Origin of the sequence: Paenibacillus taiwanensis DSM 18679 (assembly GCF_000425125.1) — a bacterium.
Taxonomy (GTDB): Bacteria; Bacillota; Bacilli; order Paenibacillales; family Paenibacillaceae; genus Paenibacillus_B; species Paenibacillus_B taiwanensis.
On record NZ_AULE01000023.1, the window covers coordinates 270,473 to 290,247 of the forward strand.

Here is a 19,775-nt window from a genome sequence, read left to right on the forward strand (position 1 = left end):
TTGTTGCTCCTTTACGTAGAGGCAAGGGGAGTGGTACGTAGCGGATATACGCGTACAATCATCCATTGTCCGTCTGCGCCTTGCTCCAAGACGACAACGCTAGAGGACTCGACATTCTCGAAATCGGCTCCTTTGAGCTTTTTAATGGTCTGCACCATATGAACGGCAACCTCATTGCCGCTATAATGAATGACTTTGGCTTGTTCAAGACTTACAGCCAAGTCATACGTATTAAACCGTTTGACGTACGTTTGTTTGAGGTTCGCCAGCTCGTTGGCGGACATTTTCATCTTGCCAAGCAGACCCTCTACATTTTCTTCGTTTTCATATTTAACGACCTGCTGAAGTGTACTCATAACCTGTTTCTCTTCATTATTTGGCAAACTGACACGTGATTGCAGCACATCGTCAAGTACGATATAGACGAGATCGCTAACTTCACGTTCGCTTATTTTCCATGTGCCGTCTATTTTATTTACGGTATATAAATTATCGCTGCGGCTGTCTGGTTTGAAGGCTCCTTTCGTGCTGTGTGTTAATTCAACCGTATGTACAAGCGCGCTATTACCACGTAGATCGAGCACATGAATTTCCTTGAGGGTTGTAGCCAAGTCAAATTTGTTCATCTGCTCTTGAATGCTGGAACCAAGTTGGTACAAGGAGCCTTTTGTATCCATTAATCCCATGAGACGCTCATAATGTTTTTCATTTGCGAATTGAATATATTGCGTAAATAGCGATTTTATTTGTTGTTCTTCTGTTTGATGCTCTGTCGGGGTAGTGGGAGAAGTTGAGATAAGCACCTGCTGATTGAGTTTGTCCCACTTCACGGTATTTCCTGTTGCCTCACCGATAAAACGAAGGGGAATATAAGTTGAATTGCGTATGGATTGGGGAGCACTGGTTAAGGTGACGGTAGCTCCATTAACTTGGGCTTGCTTACTGCCTATTTGAAGTTTAATGACGAGCTTGTCCCGCGTTCCGGTTACAGTCTGGCTTTTGTCATCCCACTGTACACGTAGTCCCAGTTGTTCAAAAAGGGGTCGAAAAGGAACAAGGACAGAGCCATTGCTCATGAGAGGGGGCGTGCTCAGGTGAACGTGCTTGTTGTTGATGAGTACGGATATCGTATTGGGGTGCGTACTTGCGGCTTTGGCCGGAATGACAGCGCCGGTGTAAAAAAAGAGGCATGAAAAGCTTAACAACAGAGCAGCAAAACGGGCGCGTGTGCGGGTTTGCATAGGCATATCTCCTCACTTAGCTATAAAATAAAAAGTCTAGGTATTACATTAATATTAAACTGATTATAGCGATAAATGAAAGCGATTACTATATATTCATTGAGCTAGACAGTCGTTAACGCATCAACATAGGTGCAAAAAACCTCCCCCAATTGCTGTAATGATCGACTTCATCATCATGAGACGGGAGAGGTTTAGAAGCAAGTGTGTGACTTGAATGGTACATAAGGCAACTGTTTCTTGGATGCCTGTTACAGCAGCAGACTAGAGAGGCCGAAGCCGATTGTGACCGCTGATACTGTTGCTACTATGCCTGGCAGCATAAAGCTGTGATTGAGCAGGTATCGGCCTATTCGCGTCGTACCTGTACGGTCAAAGTTGATAGCGGCAATGACGGTAGGATAGTTCGGGATAAAGAAATATCCATTAACCGATGGGAACATCGCAATTAACGCCGGCGCGGGTATGCCTACGGCTAGTCCAAGCGGCATGAGTCCACGTACGGTTGCTGCTTGTGAGTTGAGCAGAATTGACATTACAAACAAAGCAAAGGCAAACATCCACGGCGCAGCGGTGACGATATCTCTAATCGCCCCATCAATCATTTCCATGTTGCCGCGGAAGAAGGTGTCGCCCATCCATGCGATACCAAAAATGCTGATAACGGCCTGCATGCCAGCCGTAAAGATGCCGCTTGTAACAACTTTGGCTGCCGAGGCACGCGTGGCGAGCAAAATGAGCGCACCGGCTGACAGCATCACAATCTCAACAATTTGCGGCATACCGAGCGTCTGCAATACGCCTTCGGCATCGGTCCAACTAGGTCGCAAGCTTGGGAAGGAACCAAAGAAGACAACGCCGAGCACACCTAGCAGGAACAAGACGACGGAGAGTGCCGCGCCGCGTTGTTTCACCTCTCCTGTTGACGCTGTTGACTGTTCTTGGGCGGAGCCGGAGTTGGAACGTTCGTTCATTCCTATTGGCAGCACACTGCCTTCTTTAACACGGCGATTAAATTCCTCATCTTCCGCCAGCGGCTTGCCATATCGGCTCATGACAAGCGCACCAAGTGCGCATCCGATCAGTGTCGCGGGAATACTAACCATAAGGATATCCGGCAAATGATAACCTTTGGGCGCGAGCAACGCCAATAGCGCAACAGTCGCTGCCGAGATTGGACTTGCTGTAATCGCCTGTTGTGATGCGATTACAGCAATAGACATCGGGCGCTCTGGCCGCACGCCAGACTGACGCGTTACTTCGGCGATGACGGGCATGACCGAATACGCCACATGCCCAGTACCGGCGCACAACGTAAACAAATAGGTTACGACGGGCGCCATAAAAGTAATATGCTGCGGATTGCGGCGCAAGGCACGTTCGGCTAAGCGGACGAGAACATCCATGCCGCCAGCGGTTTGCATAATGGCGGTAGCCGTTACAACTGCTGCAATCATCAGCATCACATCAATTGGCGGCTCGCTTGGCGTTAAGCCGAAGCCAAATGTCAGCACGGCTAACGCCAAGCCGCCGATGACACCTAGGCCAATCCCTCCAAGGCGGGAGCCGAAATATAGGGCGAGGATAACGATTAATAATTGGAGTCCAAACATAACTCACGACCTTTCCTTAACTTATAGCGTGGCAATAAAATACCCGCCTTATCCGGCGCACGCTTCAAGATGCGCGCAGTTCGGATAGTAGGCGGGCAGAAATTGAATAACGGTACATGTTGCGTAATTCCTTACGATTACTTTAACTCAGCAAAATGATAAGCCTCGTTGGTAAGCTCGAAGTATTTTTTGATGCCAGAGGAGCAATACACTTTCTGGTCTGTCGTAATAAAGATAGCCTCTGCCTCAGTTTTGGACTCAATAAAAGCCATGCCTTCTTGTAATCCAAGTGAGAACGCGGATGTGGACAATGCATCTGCATCAGTAGAGCGATCGGTAACAATGGTCACGCTATTGAGATTGTTTACGACAGGATAACCTGTTGTTGTATCCAAAATGTGGTGATAATGCTTGCCGTCTTTAACAAAATAGCGCTCGTATACCCCTGATGTGACAATTGTTTTGTCCGCTACCTTCATGCGGCCAATCTGGTTGCCTCTTGATTCGTTCGGATCTTGGACGCCGATCGTCCAGTCTACACCGCCAGGCTTCTGACCAACGGCGTATATGTTGCCGCCAAGGTCGATAATGGCACTTTTATAGCCTTGATCCCGCACGTAGTCGGCAATTACATCGGCAGCGTAGCCTTTGCCAATGCCCCCTAAATCAAGCACCATATCCGGCTCAAGGGAGATGGTCATGTTGTTTTTGTCCAGCTTGACCTTGTTGTAGTCAAGCAGCTTGAGGCCTGCCTCAATTTCTGTCTTGGCCGGCACTCTGGCATCATCGTGTCCGATGTTCCACATGTTGACGAGTGGACCGATGCTTGGATCAAAGCGCCCGTGTGTGCGTGCTGCATAATCAAGCGATGTTTCGATGACTTGGTATAAGGGCTTCGAAACTTGAAAAGGACCTTTACCAGCCTGGGCATTCAGCTTATACAGCTCACTCGTTTCCAATGTTCGGCTCATTTCACTTTCAATGTCTTTCATAAGGGAGTTGATATGCTCGAAGTCTTGATCACTTGCGCGCGAATCGTATATTTTCACAGTCACAATAGTATCAAATATAAAGTATGATTTGGTCTTCACATCTTGCTGCGCCGTTGTGCCACCCTTTTCTGACGTTTGATCAGCACTACTTCCGCATCCGCTGAATAATAGAGCCATCGATAAAGCCACAATAAGGACAGACCCGAGGCGGTGCAATGGTAAACGTGAAGTCGAATGTGGTCTCATAGCCTATTCCTCCGTATTTCATAATCAGTGTGCTATTAGCATCTGTACAAGCACCTCATTATATCAGCAGACATGTAAATTGGAAAGGAAATGACGCATAGCATAGTACCAAAATCGCATTACAGCAGGTGTTTGTTCACAGTTACGCCTTGCCTCTAACATTGAACGATTGTTGACTAAGTTGTATAATGGCATAGATATTTAAAATTATATTTAACTCAAGGAGTCAACCAGAATGAAACGTGGAGACTTAATCCTGATTGGAGTAGTCATAGTGGCGGCCTTGGCTTTCTTCGTACCCAAATGGCTTTTTCAAAATCAAAGTGAAAATATGCACAATGCTAATGTGTATGCCGAAATATCGGTTGATGGAAAATTGTTTAAAAAGGTAAAGATCACTAAAGAAGAGCAGCTTATTCCAGTTAAAACAGACCACGGCCTAAATGTGCTGAAAGTACATGACGGTGGCATTGAAATGTTTGATGCGGATTGTCCGGACAAAGTGTGTCTGTCCTTCGGTTTTGTCACAAGGGCTGGCGATACAATTGTATGCTTGCCGCATCGCGTCTTGGTAGAACTGAAGAGTGAGAGCGGAGAGGAGAGTGACCTCGATGCCGTCGTCAGTTAAGTTAAGCGACACTTCGCTTAAGCTGAAGAAGGCGGTTATTATCGCGATCTTTAGTGCGGTTGCAGTCGTACTTGGGATATTGGAATCGTTGCTGCCAACACAGCTTATTATACCTGGTGCAAAGCTTGGACTCGCCAATATTATGGTGCTTACTTGTTTATATTTCTTGAAGGGACGAGACGCCTTTACGCTTGTCATTCTCAAAACGTTGCTTATGACATTGCTTCTTGGCACCTTCTCCGCATTTTTGTTCTCTTTTTTAGGCGCGTTGTTCAGCTTTGTTGTCATGTACGGCTTAATGAAAATCGGTCGTGGACATATTAGTTTACTTGGCATTAGCGTGGTTGGTGGCGTTGCTCACAATATCGGTCAATTAACAGCTGCGGTCATTGTATTTAAAACTTCCAAAATCTTTTATTATTTGCCGCCGTTAATGCTGCTTGGAGTCGTGACCGGAATATTTATCGGTATCGCTGTTAAATATGTTGTTGCTTCCTTGTCTAAGTTATCGATATTTGAACCATTTGTGCCAGAGAACTGATCTTTGTATTTATATTTCGAAGTGAAACATAGTTGTTGGTGGCGTCATGTCCGATATGGAGGCATGATGCCTTCATCATGTTGGCTACATTTTAGCGGGCAGGGGGCAGTACCAGAATGATTAGATTGGAAAATATACACTTTCAATATCCTAAGCGCGAAGCGTTATTTTCCGACTTGAAGCTGCATGTCCCGCGTGGACAATGGGTATCTATTGTTGGGCCTAACGGTTCAGGAAAGTCTACCCTTGTGAAGTTGGTTAATGGGTTGCTGAGCCCTGATTCGGGTACGATACATATAGACGGCACCTTGCTTGACGGGGAGAGTGTCAGCGATATACGCCGCCGGACCGGATATTTGTTCCAGAATCCGGACAATCAGTTTATTGCGACGACTGTGCGCGACGACATCGCCTTCGGCATGGAGAATCGCTGTGTGCCTCGTGCGGACATGAAGCAGCGAATTGATGCGATTGCGGAACAATTAGGCATTAGCGAATGGCTGAATCGTCATCCTGCTTCACTCTCTGGCGGTCAGAAGCAGCGGGTTGCTATTGCCGGATTGCTGGTGCTGAACCCAGAGATTATGATCTGGGACGAGGCCACTTCCATGCTGGACGAGCGCTCCAAGCAGGATATGCTGCTGCGTCTGCGGCATTTACATAAGAATCAAGGGCTTACGATTTTGTCTGTTACCCATGATGCGGAAGAAATATTAGCCTCTGACCGTGCTGTTGTCATCCGAAACGGAGTGATTGCAGCGGATATGAGTCCGATTCAATTGTTTGAGGACAGGAATCTTGCTTGGGAATGCCGATTGCAGCCGCCATTTTCCTTGGCGCTTTCACTGGAATTAAGGGAAAAAGGTATGGACATTGGGCTTCATCACCATGAGGAGGAGTTGATGAGAGCGTTATGGCCATCGTTACATGTGAACAAATAAGTTATCAATATGCGAAGGCTAGTATCCATCAGCCGCTCGCGTTGATCGATGTAAGCTTGCGCTTGGAGCAGGGGAAGTTCTATGCCATTGTAGGAGCTACAGGATCGGGCAAGTCAACGCTGCTTCAGCATTTGAATGGCATTTATCAGCCTACCAAGGGGAAGCTTCAAGTGTATGATGTTGTTTTCGCAGCTGGAGCGAAGGTGAAAGGGCTCAAGCCGCTTAGAAGCCGTGTAGGTCTCGTGTTTCAATTTCCAGAGCAGCAGCTATTTGAAGAGACAGTTGAAAAAGATCTAATGTTTGGTCCGATCCAGTTTGGCGCGGACGAGCAACAGGCACGAGCAGCCGCAGTGGAAGCGCTGCTTGCAGTCGGACTTGACGAGGCGTTTATGGCACGCAGTCCATTTGAGTTAAGTGGTGGACAGATGCGAAAGGTTGCCATTGCTACTGTGTTGGCCTCTAACCCCGAATTAATCGTGTTAGATGAGCCGACAGCTACGCTGGACCCTGTAAGCCGCACAGAACTGATTGCATTATTAAAACGGCTATGTGTGGAGCAGGGCAGAACGATTGTGATGGTCACCCACCGGCTGGACGAAGTCCTTGCAGCAGCCGATGAGTTTATATTAATGCAGCAAGGGGCAGTAACGTACACAGGGACACGTGCAGACTTGATAAGGTCTCCACATTTGCTGCAAGCAGCAGATATTGTCGTGCCCAATGAAATGAAGCTTGCTCATGAAATTTCAGAGCGACTGGGCATAGTGGTGGATGAGCTCCCTTCTGGAATAGAAGGGTGGGCGGATTGGCTCATTCACAATAGTGATGCTGCGAGCAAGGCTGTTGATCGGTATGCTACCGATAGCAGTGCTAGTCAGCAGGAGCAAACAGACAAGGCATCACCTCGTGGGATGACAGAGTCAGATGAAAAGGGGGAGTAGCATATGGATGAACGAATGGTTATGGGCCGCTATGTGGCGGCGCAATCATGGGTCCACCAACTTGATCCACGAGCTAAGCTGACGGCTATGGTGCTTTTTTTGATTGCCGTTATTTGTGCGGATTACAGCTTGGAATTAGCTGTTATTACAGCGTTCTCCCTTGTCATCTTGATGACTTCTGGTATTCCGCTGCGTCGTTATGGCCGCGCATCCAAGCCGCTGTGGCCGCTGATGGCTTTTATGTTTCTTTTTTATGTATTATTTGAACATAACGGTGATGTGTGGCTAAGCATCGGCAGCTTTACCGTAACTAGCGAAGGGGTTCTCCTCGGCTTGTATGCGGTGTGGCGCATGCTGCTATTAGTTTGTTTTACCTCTATACTTACGTTTACGACTACACCAATTGAACTTAATTTGGGCTTAGAAGCGGTGCTAAAGCCACTCAAGCTGATAGGCGTATCCCCACAACAGTGGACGATGATGATAACGATTGCCTTAAGGTTTATTCCGACTATTTTTGAGGAAGCCAACAAGATACTAAAGGCCCAAGCATCACGTGGCGCTGATTATGAGGATTTAAAACTAAAGGAAAAAGGCAAACTGGTCGTGACCCTTTTGGTACCGGTAACTGTAGGAGCTTTTCGCAGAGCTGAAGAGCTCGTAATGGCAATGGAATCACGCGGATACGTGCTGGATGCCAAGAGGACTTCGTTGCGTTATTTGACGTGGCAAGGTACAGACACACTATTTATTTTGTTATTTATCGTGCTTACAGCAGGAATGATAATCCTATAAGACGGGCCGTTCCGCATACACATGTAACACATATGCAATTCGTTTTCTGAAAATGTGAATAATGTCACATAAACCTGGCGGTATTTGTTGTAATTTAAATATATACAATTTTAAATTTATGCGGGTGAGGAGGAACGACTGTGGCGAGATATTTTAACGGTAAAGAAATTGAACTGTTGGCTCCTGCTGGAACTTTTGAAATTTTTAAATCGGTTATAGACGCTAATTGTGATGCCGTTTATTTTGGGGGACCCTCTTTAAATATGCGGATGATGCGTAAGGGGTACAATTTAAGCTACGATGAAGTAAGTGAAGCAATTAACATGACACGTGCCCGTGGGAAACGTGCGTATGTTACGGTGAATAACCTGCTCAATGAAGAAGACTTAGAGGAAGCAAAACGATATTTTGAATTTTTGAACAAAGTCGGGCCCGATGCGATTATTTCTCAGGATCTGGCTGTGTTCCCGTTGATTCAGCAATTAAATCTTAATAATATTCCAGTTCATTCATCCGTGATGATGAATGTGCATAACCTCGAAATGATTGAGGCGATGCGTGATATGGGAGTGACCCGTATCGTGGCATCCCGTGAGATGGATTTGCATACTGCAGAGCTGCTGCAAACGAAGACGGGAATGGAATTTGAGTACTTTGTTCATGGTGACATGTGTACGGTACACGGGGCAAACTGTTTGTACAGCGCTATGCTTTATGGCAACAGCGCGAGCAGAGGGCGTTGCATGAAGCCTTGCCGCTGGGATTATCGGGTGAAAAAGGATGGTAATGTTTATCCGACTGAATATCCACTCGCGGCAAAAGATATGTATATGTATGAACATATCCCTGAGCTAATCAAGTCTGGTATTACATCCTTTAAGCTAGAGGGACGTATGCGCGACATTGAATTTTTATCGATGGTCATAAACAGCTATGGTGAAGCTATTGATCGTTATATTGCAGATCCGCTTGGCTATAATCGTCAAGAGGGTGCGGATACGTTGTATGAGAACCGTAAACGCGACTTCTCCACCGCTTATGCGTTTGGTAAGCCAGGTCTGGATTATATTAATACTCGCTATGAAGGCACAGGCAAGTTCTACAGCACAGGTAAAGTATTCAGCACGCCTACAGCTGAGCGGGAGATGAAAGAGGAACGACTTGTTCAGGTTCGTGATACATTGGGTGCTGTGCAGCGTCAACCGGAGGGAACAGGGCCGAAGCCTGCTCTATCCGTTCACGTTAATAACATGGCGCAAGCGCGGGTAGCGATTGAAGAAGGGGCAGACTACGTATACTTAACTGGGGATGTGTTCCAACCCGATCGACCGTTTAATCGTGCGGAAATAGAGCAGCTTACGGCAGAGAAGGGTACGGCTCAAATTTTGTTAGGGATGCCTCGGATGATGACTGAAATGCATATGGAGCAGTACAATCATTTTCTGAAAAATGGTACTAATCATAATTACTATGGACTTGATGGACTGTTAGCTTCTAATATTGGCGCTATGCGCAAATTCCGTGATCTTGGTCTGCCCATGATTGCCGACTTCTGTGTTAACGTATACAACCATATGTCAGCTGATGTGTATCGTAATCAGTTTAACATGGAGCGTGTGCATGCATCTTTGGAGCTGCCGTTAAATGATCTTAGTAATTTGCTGGCGCACGCCAAGACGCCAGTTGAAGTTATCGTTCACGGTTCTCCAATCGTAATGTATTTGGAACTGGATTTGTATGAAAATGCGGCCACGTTGGAGCCGATCGCACAGGAAAACAATCAATATGTCGATAATCAGTACCTTGTTCTTTTGACTGATAAAGGGGAAAATCCAATCTATCGGGATTGGAGCGGTCGCAACCATTTGGCGCTTGCAAAGGAACTTTGTTATTTGCCGCTGCTGAAGGAGCTGCATGAAGCAGGTGCTAATCACTTCCGCATTGAAGGCAAGACGTATACGCCTGAACAATTGCGTCAAATTGTCCGTGTGTATCGCAAAGCAACCGCGGATTTGTCGCAGTGCGGCAACCTGTTTGAACAGATGAAGCCAGTATACGCCGGTTATACGCTTGGGTCTTTACAATTCGGGACGGCGTTGAATTTGGAGCTGACAGAGGCTTAATAAGTTTGCAGATGGTTATCATGCTGCCATTGGCTGGACCACAAGCAGAAACAAAATGCTGATTTATGTACAGTAGATTCCGCAGCGCGAGCGGCAGACCCTCGATGTCTGCCGCTTCTTGCGGACCAGCCAGATGAGATCGTGAGATAGAAGGGTGGATTAACGTGAACAGTGCGACAAATGTCATTCATGATCAGACCTATATCGGGCCAGAGGGTGTGCTTGCGAAGCGAAAAGAGTATTTTTATCCGTGCACGCATCATTTTTACAAGCAGCCGCCGCAAATTGTACGGGGCAAGATGCAGTATCTATACGACAACGAGGGCAAATCTTATGTCGATTTTTTTGCGGGCGTATCGGTTGTAGCCTGTGGCCATTGTAATGATCGGATTACAGCAAAGACGATCGAACAGCTTCAAACTTTGCAGCATACGACGACGATATACTTGACACAGCCTATGGTAGATTTGGCTGAGCGCTTGGCCAATGGTGTGCTACCAGGTGAACTGAAGCGGACCTTTTTTTGCAACAGTGGATCGGAAGCAAATGAAGGTGCCATGCTGCTCGCCCGCCTTCATACGAAACGCCGTCATTTTATTGCATTGGAACAAGGTTTGCACGGGCGAACTTTTTTGACGATGGGTGTGACCGGTATACCGATGTGGCGCTCTGATGATTATTTAGATACAGGAGTAGCCTTCATTCCTCGGCCCTATCAGCCCGATACCGATATCGATACCGCGGCACGTCGCTCTGTGGAGGCGCTTCGCGAACTGCTGGCTGCGAAAGGGGACACCTTTGCGGCAATGATTGTGGAGCCAATCCAAGGAAACGGCGGCATGATGGTACCTCCCGACTGGTACTTCAAGGAGGTCAAAGCCTTGTTGGAGCAGCATGGCGTGCTGCTGATTGCTGATGAAATCCAGACGGGATTTGGCCGCACAGGCCGTATGTTTGCGATGGAGCATTACGGTGTTGTGCCTGATATCCTGTCGATGGCCAAAGCACTTGGAAACGGTGTGCCGATCGGCGCATTTGCGACAACGGACCAAATTGCGGCCAGCTTTAATCGGCCTTCAGCCTCAACGTTTGGCGGCAATCCAGTATCTTCTGCGACAGCTTTAGCCGTGCTCGATTATATCGAGCAGGAAGGCTTGGTAGAACGTTCCGCTCAAGTTGGCGGGAAGCTAATTGCAGGGTTACGCGCTTTACAGGCGAATTATACGGTCATTGCGGATGTACGAGGCAAAGGGTTTATGGCAGGTGCAGAATTGCGCGGAGCGGATGAGCAGGCGAGTGCGGAACTGACGGACCTTGTCTTGGAGCAGATGAAGGACCGGGGATTCATTATTGGAAAAAATGGGGTTGGCCGTAATGTGCTTGCCTTCCAGCCACCTATTATGATGCCAGAAGAAGATGTCGAGGCTATGCTGACCGCACTGGAAGCGGTCTTGGCCGACGTGACATCAAGGTAGTGGGATGACAGTATGGAATTAATTCATAAGGTTATTCACAAAACGCGAATGTTTGGCGAATTGGTGATGTTCTCACACACTCTGTTTTCGCTGCCATTTGCGATCATATCGATGGTCTGGGCGGCACAAGGTGTGCCGTCTGGACATATTCTGCTCTGGTCGCTTATTGCTCTGGTCGCCGCGCGGAATGGAGCCAACGCCTTTAATCGTATCGTCGATCTGAAATTTGACGCTGCCAACCCGCGCACAGCGCATCGACACATGCCACGCAAGCTGCTGCTTGAACGTGAGGTGTACATCTTTGTCGTGGTGAACTTTGCCATCTTTATACTTGCAGCAGGGATGTTAAATGCATTGTGTTTATGGCTGTCGCCTGTTGCCATCGTGCTCATTTGCTCTTATTCGTACACCAAGCGTTTTACTTGGCTGTGTCACTTGTATTTGGGCTTTACCATTGCTTCAGCCCCTGTTGGAGCGTGGTTTGCTGTTACTGGTGAATTTGCAGTGACACCGTTTGTGTTAGGCACGATTGTGATGTTGTGGATTGCTGGATTTGATATCATTTATGCTACACAGGATATTGAATTTGATAGCAAAACAGGATTGTGGAGTGTGCCGCGTGTATTCGGGCTGGAGGATGCTTTATTTATCTCACGAGCAATGCATATGGTTATGGTGCTGCTGCTGCTTGCCTTGTATTTGGTTCAGCCAGGTCTCGGCTGGTTGTACCTCACGGGCATCGGAATTGCGTGTTTGCTGTTGGCGATTGAACACAACATTATTAAGCCAGCCAGCCGCAAACGGATGAACGTAGCGTCATACAACTTAAACCAGATTATTAGTATGGTGATCTTGTTTTGTACGTTGACAGATCAATTTCTGTTGTAATGGACAAGCTTTAACAGAAAACCAAACAAGTCGCATAGAGTATGGTGTTGGGTTTCGATTTAATAATAATGTTACAAGGCTGAACCAAGGCAGGGATATGGCTTGGTTCAGCCTTTATTGTTTTACATACATAGATTTACGATGTATAGTGTATATAGGCATTAAAAATTCCAACATTAGGAATAGGCGGTGAGTAGGTTGAAGGTTAGCAAAGAATTGTTGAAAGGCAGTACAACAATGCTAGTTCTGTCCATGTTAGAGAAGGAGCCCATGTATGGGTACAAGCTAATTAAGAAGCTCGAAGCTGCCTCATCCGGCGTATTTGCCTTAAAGGAGGGCACGTTGTACCCCATTTTGCATGCACTGGAAAGTGACGGTGCTGTGGAGGCTGTATGGAGTGAAGCGGAAGGGCGCGCACGCAAGACTTATCAGATTACGGATAAGGGACGTAAACTGCTGCAAGAGAAGACAGGCGAATGGCAGTTGTTCCAGCGGTCCTTAAATCAAGTGCTGGGGGAGGCATAGCGTGTGTGTATCGAAGCTGATAGTCAGCGTATGTGTGAGGAACGATTTGCTGCTTATGTGCAGGACGTGTTACAGCAAGTAAAGGCCAAGGAAATGCATAAGCAGATTGGTGATGAGCTGTTGGACCATTTGTGGTCTGCTCAAGAAGAAGCTGTAAGCAGTGGGCTCTCGGCGTTGGAAGCCGCCGAGAGCAGCATGAAGCAGATGGGGCCCGTCAAGGAGTTGGCAACAACCTTTAACCTTATTCACCGCCACCGGTGGCCTTGGGAAATATGGGGCCTTTTGGCTGTGTGGATTACGATCGGTCTACTTGCATTTATCTCCCACGAATTATCCGTTAATAGTATATCTTCCAAGTATGGAGGAGAGCATTCCTTTATTGTTTCCCGAATCTTTTATTTAGCAGTAGGCATCATTATATTTACAGTCGCTGTTTTCATTCATTACCGCAGGTGGCTTCAGGCAGGCGTTTGGTTATACGCTCTAATCTTAGGGGGCATTTTGTTAGCTAAAATATCGAGCTTTCGTGGACATATGGTAGGTTCAAGAAGTTATCTGGTGGCAGTTGGTCTATCGATAGATTTTGGGGCCGTGTCACCATTTGTATTTCTGCTTGCTTTTCTGCTTACGATCCATCATATCGGGAAATTACCTGTTCGAAAACATCGAATACTATTGCTCATTATGGGTTTCACGCCTATTTTGTTTTACGTGTACGAATATCGAATGTATCAACTCCTGTTCTATTTGCTTGGAATGGCAGGTTTGCTGCTGCTTCTAAAACGATATAAACTTTTGTTGTACGGGATAATCAGCCTTTGCATTGGTGGAGGTATCGTCGTATCCGCCAATGATGAACTGTTGAATTACATTACTCGGAGATTAGAGGGATGGCCTGCACATATTTTTGATCCTTCATTGGATTATGGGTACCGTACCATACGTGAAACGCTAGCATCAGCAGGATGGTGGGGAAATGGAATGAGCAGTCAGCTTCCTGTACCTCAAACTTTAAGTGATAATTTAAGTGTCTTTGTCGTGCATGCATTCGGTTGGTCAGCAGGGCTGCTCATGCTTGTTGTGATCGGGATGTTGATTTATAGCCTGCATCGTGCAGCACTAGCTGTACCAGACAGGCTGGGGCGGCTAATGATGCAGCTTGTTCCTATGCTGCTGTCCATTAAGATCTTAATCTATGTATGCGGAATCATAGGCATCTTGCCTTTAAACGGTGGAGGGTTCCCTATGCTTGGGGCAGGCCACTCGGAGAGTATGAGCTGGTTGTTTATGTTTGGTGTATTTAGCAGTGTATATATACGCAAAGATATAATTCCGTTATTGCAAGACGATAGAGTACCGATAAGGTAGCTGTTGCACAGCTAATAAGCTGATAGTCGCTGATGTGCGTCTATCAGCTTGTATATAGCTACTGCCTGTGAGAGTAATGAAGTGCCAGTTACACCTTCGGGTTTAAACCCGATGGAGTCGGCTCTTGCTCCATTGCATAATCGAAATCCTCGATATCATAGATCGGTACAGGAATTTCGTGTTCGATGATGCGGCTCACATATTCAAATTGGTCCGTTAATAACGGCGCCTGCTCGCGTATGCTCGTTAAGATGAGCTCCGTCTCAATCGGATCAAACACTTCACCATAGCGCATATTGTCCATCGCATTTATGATGACGCAGGCAACATTGTTTTGCAATAGCAGCGGAGGGCTGCTGCGCCACGGTGCGCTAAGGGCTCGTTCAATCTTCTTTTTGTTGAGATCAGTTTCGAAGAAGCCAATCAAAGCATCCATCTGCTGCTTGGCCAGCCTATCTTCTTCCGGGTCTGGCATGACTCGCTCACCGCTTTGGCGCATTTCATATAGTTCTGCGATCGTCGTGTAAGGGATCAGAAATTGAACCGGTCTGTTGGGTACGAGCAGGTGACCGTATGCGGCTAACATAACTGCTTCAATGACAAATTGCCGAGTCTGCACGGTCAAACCTCCTTTGTGATGTGACACATACACACCATTCCATAATAACACCATGCCCGATCACACGGAAGAGTAAACGGGGGAGTACGCCTGAGAGACGCAGCATGGTATTGGCGCGTGCATAGTGATGCCAGGGGAGTAGTCTTCGGTGCCACATAATTGTAACGCGTGGACTGACTGGGATATGAGATATAAATAACCGGACCTATCTTGTGAAAGACAGGCCCGGATGTCAACGATTAATAAGTCCGTTCTTCAAAATAACGCCATAACGTCTGCAAATCACGATGGGCTGGATATGAAGCTAATTGCTCAGTAATGCTCCAGGCACGATTCATAAAGTGCTGACTTTGATCTAACGCGAGTCCTAACGCGCCACTGTCACGAATGAGTCCCACTGCTTCATCAAATTGCTCCACCGTGGAATCTGCCCCCAGTTGAAGCAGCTTTTTGCGTATATAAGGGTCCTCCATAGCCAGCATGGCGGGGAGTGTCACTTGTCCGTTACGCAAATCAGCTCCTGCTGGCTTGCCCAATGTATCGGCTGACTGCATGTAATCTAACACATCGTCGCGAACTTGGAAAGCCATGCCTAGTTGGTCGCCAAACTCGTGCAGCAGCTCGATAACTGCATCATCCGCGAGTCCGGCTTGTGCGCCTAGCTGTAAGGCCGTTGCCATCAGCAAGGCTGTTTTGTTACGTGTCTTTTCCCAATATTGTTCTAATGGGACATCGAATTTGTAACGCTGGTCCATCTGTTGGTATTCGCCAAGGCAAAGCTGCGTTGTCGTGACGGCCGTAAGATCTTTAACGTAGTCTTCCAGATTGCCCTTTTGCTCAGTCAGCAATTCAACGACACGACACATCATATAGTTTCCGATAAAGACGGCTGTTTTCGGATCCGTCTTCTTGTGCAGGGCGGGTTGACCTCGTCTTGTGTCTGCCTGATCCAGAATGTCATCATGAATAAGTGACGCTGCATGTATGAATTCACACACCGAAGCGAGACGATATACATTATTATTTTCAGGATCACTGCCGAAACGACTACCGACAATAACCATAATTGGACGCAATCGCTTACCGCCGGCTCGAACGAGTTCAATTACATTTCTTGTAATGACCGATCGTGAAGTCAAATCCTCATCGTAGGTTACAATCCGCTCCAGATCGCGGTTGATACGCTTTAACGAAACGTGAAGTTGATCCGCCAAAGAGAGGCTAGATAACATCATACGTCACCTGCTTAAAGCGCTGCGTGGACTTGTATCGACGCAAGTATCGTTTCGATACGAATCTGCACAATCGCTGGTGAAGTTGCGTTTCTATGGTGCGGGAGCCTTCTGCCCGGCGAATTTGCACAAGCTTCATCGTCTTTGCCAAGTCGGCAATAAGGTCAACGAATCCATGCCGCAGTGCAAATTGCAAATAGAAGCTTTGCAAGAAGTCTCCATCCAGTACGCCACGTCCGACGTGATCCGGATGAGTTGGCAGATGATCATGGCTGCGAATGGACTGAAGCAACAGCCAATAACAGCCTAGGAGCACTCGACGGTCTTGCTGCTCCATGTCATAACCGACTAACACCTCTGCCATGTCCAGCAGGATAGGCTCGTCTGCGCCCGCATTCAAATGAATTCCCGTTTGCGCAGGAAGTTCTTGCATTAGAAGTTGGTTCGTTTCTTGTAAGAGTTGCCGGTTCATGGGAACCCCCCGCTTCCCTTAGAAATAAGTAAAGTAATGTGCAACATGTACACATTACTTTACGTTTATCGAGTGAAGCCTATTCTTATTTACGTATTAATCCGTATAAAGGTACCATTTTTTGACGAACGGAACTTTCTTCCACATCCGTTTCAGGCGTGGGTACAAGTAGTAGTCCAGACCAAGCGTGCTGCCGGAACCACCGATCAGTGCGAAAGCACCGAAGACATACCATAACATCTCATATGGAGCCATACCGGATGTATAGATCATAACACCCATTGCAATGGTACCAAGTGAAGCGATTGCCGTAAACAGACCTAGAATCAGCATAGCGCCGAATACAATCTCTGCAATAACCATACCGGTTTGGAAGAAATGAGCCAATCCAGTAAATCCACCATCAGCTGTATAGAAGAACGTATCCATAGACCAGTCAACCATGTTCTTGATAAAACCTGGAACCGGAATCGCCTCAACTGCTGTTTTTGCACCTTCAACTGCGGAAGCTGCTGTATGTGCGTCAACGGTTTCCTTAACGGCGTCAATTGCCTGAGAAGCTCCAGTGGTACCATCTGTAACCTTAGCAGGAATCAAGAAGATCTTGCTTGGATCAGTAATAACCTTTTGTAATTTCTCAATGCCTTCTAGCAGCCATTTACCACCGATAAAGATACGAAGTGGCACTAACCAGAAGTTAGGCGAACGCATAGCCAAGTGACCGCCTACAAAGCTGCGATTATTTTTCACACGGAAAAATTCGTGAATCTTGTAAGACCATACTTTGTAGAAACCAAGCACCTGAATAAAGTAAACCATGTTGATCAGATGTTTAAAGAGCATAGCCATAAAGCCCGTGCAGTTAAACATCTTGCCAGGCATACCAACAGAAGCTACGCCGTAACGACCACCGATACATACCATCGTGCCGTGGAAGGTCGGTTTATACGATTTTTTCGTACCATTTTTAATATCAGCTGTAATATTATGTGCAATTATTCCAGCGGAATGCTCCGCATTTTCTACCATCTGCGGTACAGGACGTTCTTCGCCTTCTGGGATGTAGAAAATGTTGTCACCTACGACATACACATTTTCATGATCAACAGATTGCAGCTTATCATTAGTTACGATACGTTTACGACCGTTCTGTTGAACATCCAGATTGCCAACAAGCTCGGAGCCTTCGACACCAGCAGTCCATACGACCGTTTGCGCTTTAACGTCACCTTTGTCACCAAGCACGACAGAGTTTTCGGTCACGCCTGTAATTTTAGCACTTGTAATCATTTCTACATTCATCTTGGTCAAATACTTCTCAGCCTTCTTAATCAGCTTGTCCGGCAAGATTGGCAAAATTTTAGGTGCCATATCAGCTACAACAAGACGAACTTCAGAAGGATCAACGTGGAACTCATGGCAGAGCTCTTCACGATATTCAGCAATTTCACCAATTAATTCGACACCCGTAAAGCCTGCACCAACGACTACAAAGGTGAGCATTTCTTTACGCATCTCTGCATTTAGTTCTTTGGTCGCTTTCATGAACATGTCACGAATTTGGCGTTTCAAAAGAACAGCATCCTCAAAAGACCAGAGCGTCATGGAATGCTCTTCTGCACCTGGAATACCAAAGAAGGAAGGCTTACATCCGGTACCGATAACTAGATAATCATAATCATAAGATTGTTTGCGGCCTTTAAGTGATTTCCCGTTAAAGTCAATGTTAGTAACTTCATCTAACACTACATCTACTTTACGACCCGCAAAAATTTGCTTCAAATCCATTTTGATGGCATCTTCATCGACTCGGCACGCTGCGACTTCATGCAGCTCTGTCATCATCGTATGGTAAGGTTTGCGGTCAATCAGCGTGATGCTGACGTCTTTGTCTTTATTTAGACGTTTAGCCAGCTTCTTCGCTGTGAGAACACCACCATATCCGCCGCCCAATACAACGATCTTTTTCATGGTTTTGTTTCACCCCTGCTGTGAAATTTAAAATTTAGTATAGTCTCCATAATTTAAATACAAAAGATTTAAATTTAAGCTACATGTTATCAAGAATGGAGCCCCGCCGCAGAAAAAGCTGTGATGTTTTCCACACTAGGTGTAATTCATACGCTTTTTTATGCAACGGAGCTGCCAATAGTCTGCTTCTGTATACTTAGACTAGAAATGAATTATTTTGCAGAAGCGAGTGCTTCTTGAGCCAATTTAACAAATCCGCCTACATGGACTGATACACCTGTTACTGCATCTTGTGTACCATCTTCTTTAACGACAAGCGCCGCAGGATCTTGTTTTGCGATCAACTCATCTTCCATTTTTTTAGCTTGCTCATGCCAGTTCATACCGTAAGTACCAGCAATGGATTTTTGTTTTTTTGTTTCTTTACCATCTTTGTTGATGTTATCCCAGTTAGCTGCAACGATTTGTCCGTTAAATACTGTTACATCAACTGTTTCTTTCCAACCTTTATCGTCAAAATCTTTGCCTTCAGCATGGTATCCGCCATCTTTGAATTGACCTGCTTCAACAGGGCCTGCTGCCAATGCTTGGTCAGCCAAAGTAACAAAATCACCTACGTGAATGGATACGCCAGACACAGCATCTGTTTTGCCTTCTTTAACTGCGATTGCTTTAGGATCTTGCTTTTCAATAAGTGCATCTTCCATTTTTTTAGCTTGCTCGTGCCATTCGGATTGAGCACCGCCTGCTTTCATGCCATATTTGCCGGATTCAGAAAGTTGTTTTTTAGTATCGCCGGCTGTTTTTGTGTTAGCGCCATCCCAATTAACAGCTGTAATTTTGCCGTCTTTTACTTCAAGTTTGACCATGTACATCCAGCCTTTATCATCTGGTGTACCTTTAGCAAAGTAGTTGCCGTCTTTATATTGACCTTGCTCTGCACCTGCAGATGGTGTTTCAGTTGATGTTTCTGGTTGTTTAGCTTCTTCTTTTGCTCCACCACATCCTGCTAGAAGACCAAATGCCAATACTGCTGTACAAAGCAATGCTAATTTCTTTTTCATCTTACATCTCCACCTTTTGTTTTGGAAAATTTTTTTGTTTTGAAGATCGTTGAGTAAAATATACTTTGTGAAAATTTTATCTAACTAGCCACAAGTACAT

The 19,775-nt window shown here is 46.3% G+C and carries 18 protein-coding genes; 10 read left to right on the forward strand and 8 right to left on the reverse strand.

Going from position 1 to position 19,775, the window contains the following annotated elements; all coding sequences use genetic code 11:
• Positions 1 to 11: 11 nt before the first annotated feature.
• The 3 genes from H509_RS26605 to H509_RS0103420 form a co-directional block, all read right to left on the reverse strand.
• Positions 12 to 1,241 (reverse strand): copper amine oxidase N-terminal domain-containing protein, encoded by a 1,230-nt coding sequence (locus H509_RS26605; protein ID WP_028543828.1) that lies wholly within the window; start codon positions 1,239 to 1,241, stop codon positions 12 to 14.
• Between the two features lie 251 nt (positions 1,242 to 1,492).
• A complete protein-coding gene (locus H509_RS0103415; protein ID WP_028543829.1) occupies positions 1,493 to 2,854 on the reverse strand; it encodes an anaerobic C4-dicarboxylate transporter family protein in 1,362 nt (453 codons plus the stop codon).
• Positions 2,855 to 2,991: 137 nt separating this feature from the next.
• Positions 2,992 to 4,092 (reverse strand): FAD:protein FMN transferase, encoded by a 1,101-nt coding sequence (locus H509_RS0103420; RefSeq protein ID WP_051286788.1) that lies wholly within the window; start codon positions 4,090 to 4,092, stop codon positions 2,992 to 2,994.
• Between the two features lie 235 nt (positions 4,093 to 4,327).
• Here H509_RS0103420 and H509_RS0103425 point away from each other — a divergent pair, with 235 nt between their 5' ends.
• From H509_RS0103425 to H509_RS0103470, 10 genes are all read left to right on the forward strand, one after another.
• Positions 4,328 to 4,720, forward strand: coding sequence for a NusG domain II-containing protein (locus H509_RS0103425; protein ID WP_028543831.1), 393 nt, complete (start codon positions 4,328 to 4,330; stop codon positions 4,718 to 4,720).
• Positions 4,704 to 5,261, forward strand: coding sequence for a Gx transporter family protein (locus H509_RS0103430; protein ID WP_028543832.1), 558 nt, complete (start codon positions 4,704 to 4,706; stop codon positions 5,259 to 5,261). The genes H509_RS0103425 and H509_RS0103430 overlap by 17 nt, the downstream gene beginning before the upstream one ends.
• 116 nt (positions 5,262 to 5,377) lie before the next feature.
• Positions 5,378 to 6,202 (forward strand): ATP-binding cassette domain-containing protein, encoded by an 825-nt coding sequence (locus H509_RS24160; RefSeq protein WP_036696000.1) that lies wholly within the window; start codon positions 5,378 to 5,380, stop codon positions 6,200 to 6,202.
• Positions 6,175 to 7,143 carry an ATP-binding cassette domain-containing protein gene (locus tag H509_RS24165; RefSeq protein ID WP_051286789.1) on the forward strand — a complete coding sequence of 323 codons (969 nt, stop codon included), beginning with the start codon at positions 6,175 to 6,177 and terminating at the stop codon, positions 7,141 to 7,143. The genes H509_RS24160 and H509_RS24165 overlap by 28 nt, the downstream gene beginning before the upstream one ends.
• A gap of 3 nt (positions 7,144 to 7,146) precedes the next feature.
• Entirely contained in the window at positions 7,147 to 7,938 is a 792-nt protein-coding gene (locus H509_RS0103445; RefSeq protein WP_028543833.1) for an energy-coupling factor transporter transmembrane component T family protein, read from the forward strand.
• A gap of 140 nt (positions 7,939 to 8,078) precedes the next feature.
• Positions 8,079 to 10,061 carry a peptidase U32 family protein gene (locus H509_RS0103450; protein ID WP_028543834.1) on the forward strand — a complete coding sequence of 661 codons (1,983 nt, stop codon included), beginning with the start codon at positions 8,079 to 8,081 and terminating at the stop codon, positions 10,059 to 10,061.
• A gap of 164 nt (positions 10,062 to 10,225) precedes the next feature.
• The gene (locus tag H509_RS0103455) at positions 10,226 to 11,536 is read left to right on the forward strand and encodes an aspartate aminotransferase family protein (protein WP_036696003.1); all 1,311 of its coding nucleotides are present in this window, start codon (positions 10,226 to 10,228) and stop codon (positions 11,534 to 11,536) included.
• Positions 11,537 to 11,548: 12 nt separating this feature from the next.
• Entirely contained in the window at positions 11,549 to 12,424 is an 876-nt protein-coding gene (locus tag H509_RS0103460) for a UbiA-like polyprenyltransferase (protein ID WP_028543836.1), read from the forward strand.
• 198 nt (positions 12,425 to 12,622) lie between these two features.
• A complete protein-coding gene (locus H509_RS0103465; RefSeq protein WP_028543837.1) occupies positions 12,623 to 12,949 on the forward strand; it encodes a PadR family transcriptional regulator in 327 nt (108 codons plus the stop codon).
• Positions 12,950 to 12,952: 3 nt separating this feature from the next.
• Positions 12,953 to 14,317 (forward strand): FtsW/RodA/SpoVE family cell cycle protein, encoded by a 1,365-nt coding sequence (locus H509_RS0103470; RefSeq protein ID WP_028543838.1) that lies wholly within the window; start codon positions 12,953 to 12,955, stop codon positions 14,315 to 14,317.
• A gap of 88 nt (positions 14,318 to 14,405) precedes the next feature.
• Here the strand turns inward: H509_RS0103470 and H509_RS0103475 are convergent, their stop codons facing one another.
• The 5 genes from H509_RS0103475 to H509_RS0103495 all read right to left on the reverse strand — a co-directional run bounded on the left by H509_RS0103475 (position 14,406) and on the right by H509_RS0103495 (position 19,675).
• Complete coding sequence (locus H509_RS0103475) at positions 14,406 to 14,936, reverse strand: hypothetical protein (protein WP_028543839.1); 531 nt, start codon at positions 14,934 to 14,936, stop codon at positions 14,406 to 14,408.
• Positions 14,937 to 15,175: 239 nt separating this feature from the next.
• Positions 15,176 to 16,171 (reverse strand): polyprenyl synthetase family protein, encoded by a 996-nt coding sequence (locus H509_RS0103480; RefSeq protein WP_028543840.1) that lies wholly within the window; start codon positions 16,169 to 16,171, stop codon positions 15,176 to 15,178.
• Positions 16,158 to 16,640, reverse strand: a complete 483-nt coding sequence (locus H509_RS0103485; RefSeq protein ID WP_028543841.1) for a hypothetical protein — start codon at positions 16,638 to 16,640, stop codon at positions 16,158 to 16,160. Before H509_RS0103485 ends, H509_RS0103480 begins: the two co-directional genes overlap by 14 nt.
• A 96-nt stretch (positions 16,641 to 16,736) precedes the next feature.
• A complete protein-coding gene (locus H509_RS0103490) occupies positions 16,737 to 18,611 on the reverse strand; it encodes an FAD-dependent oxidoreductase (protein ID WP_028543842.1) in 1,875 nt (624 codons plus the stop codon).
• Positions 18,612 to 18,823: 212 nt separating this feature from the next.
• On the reverse strand, positions 18,824 to 19,675 hold the full coding sequence (locus H509_RS0103495; protein WP_028543843.1) for a hypothetical protein: 852 nt from the start codon (positions 19,673 to 19,675) through the stop codon (positions 18,824 to 18,826).
• Between the last annotated feature and the right edge of the window lie 100 nt (positions 19,676 to 19,775).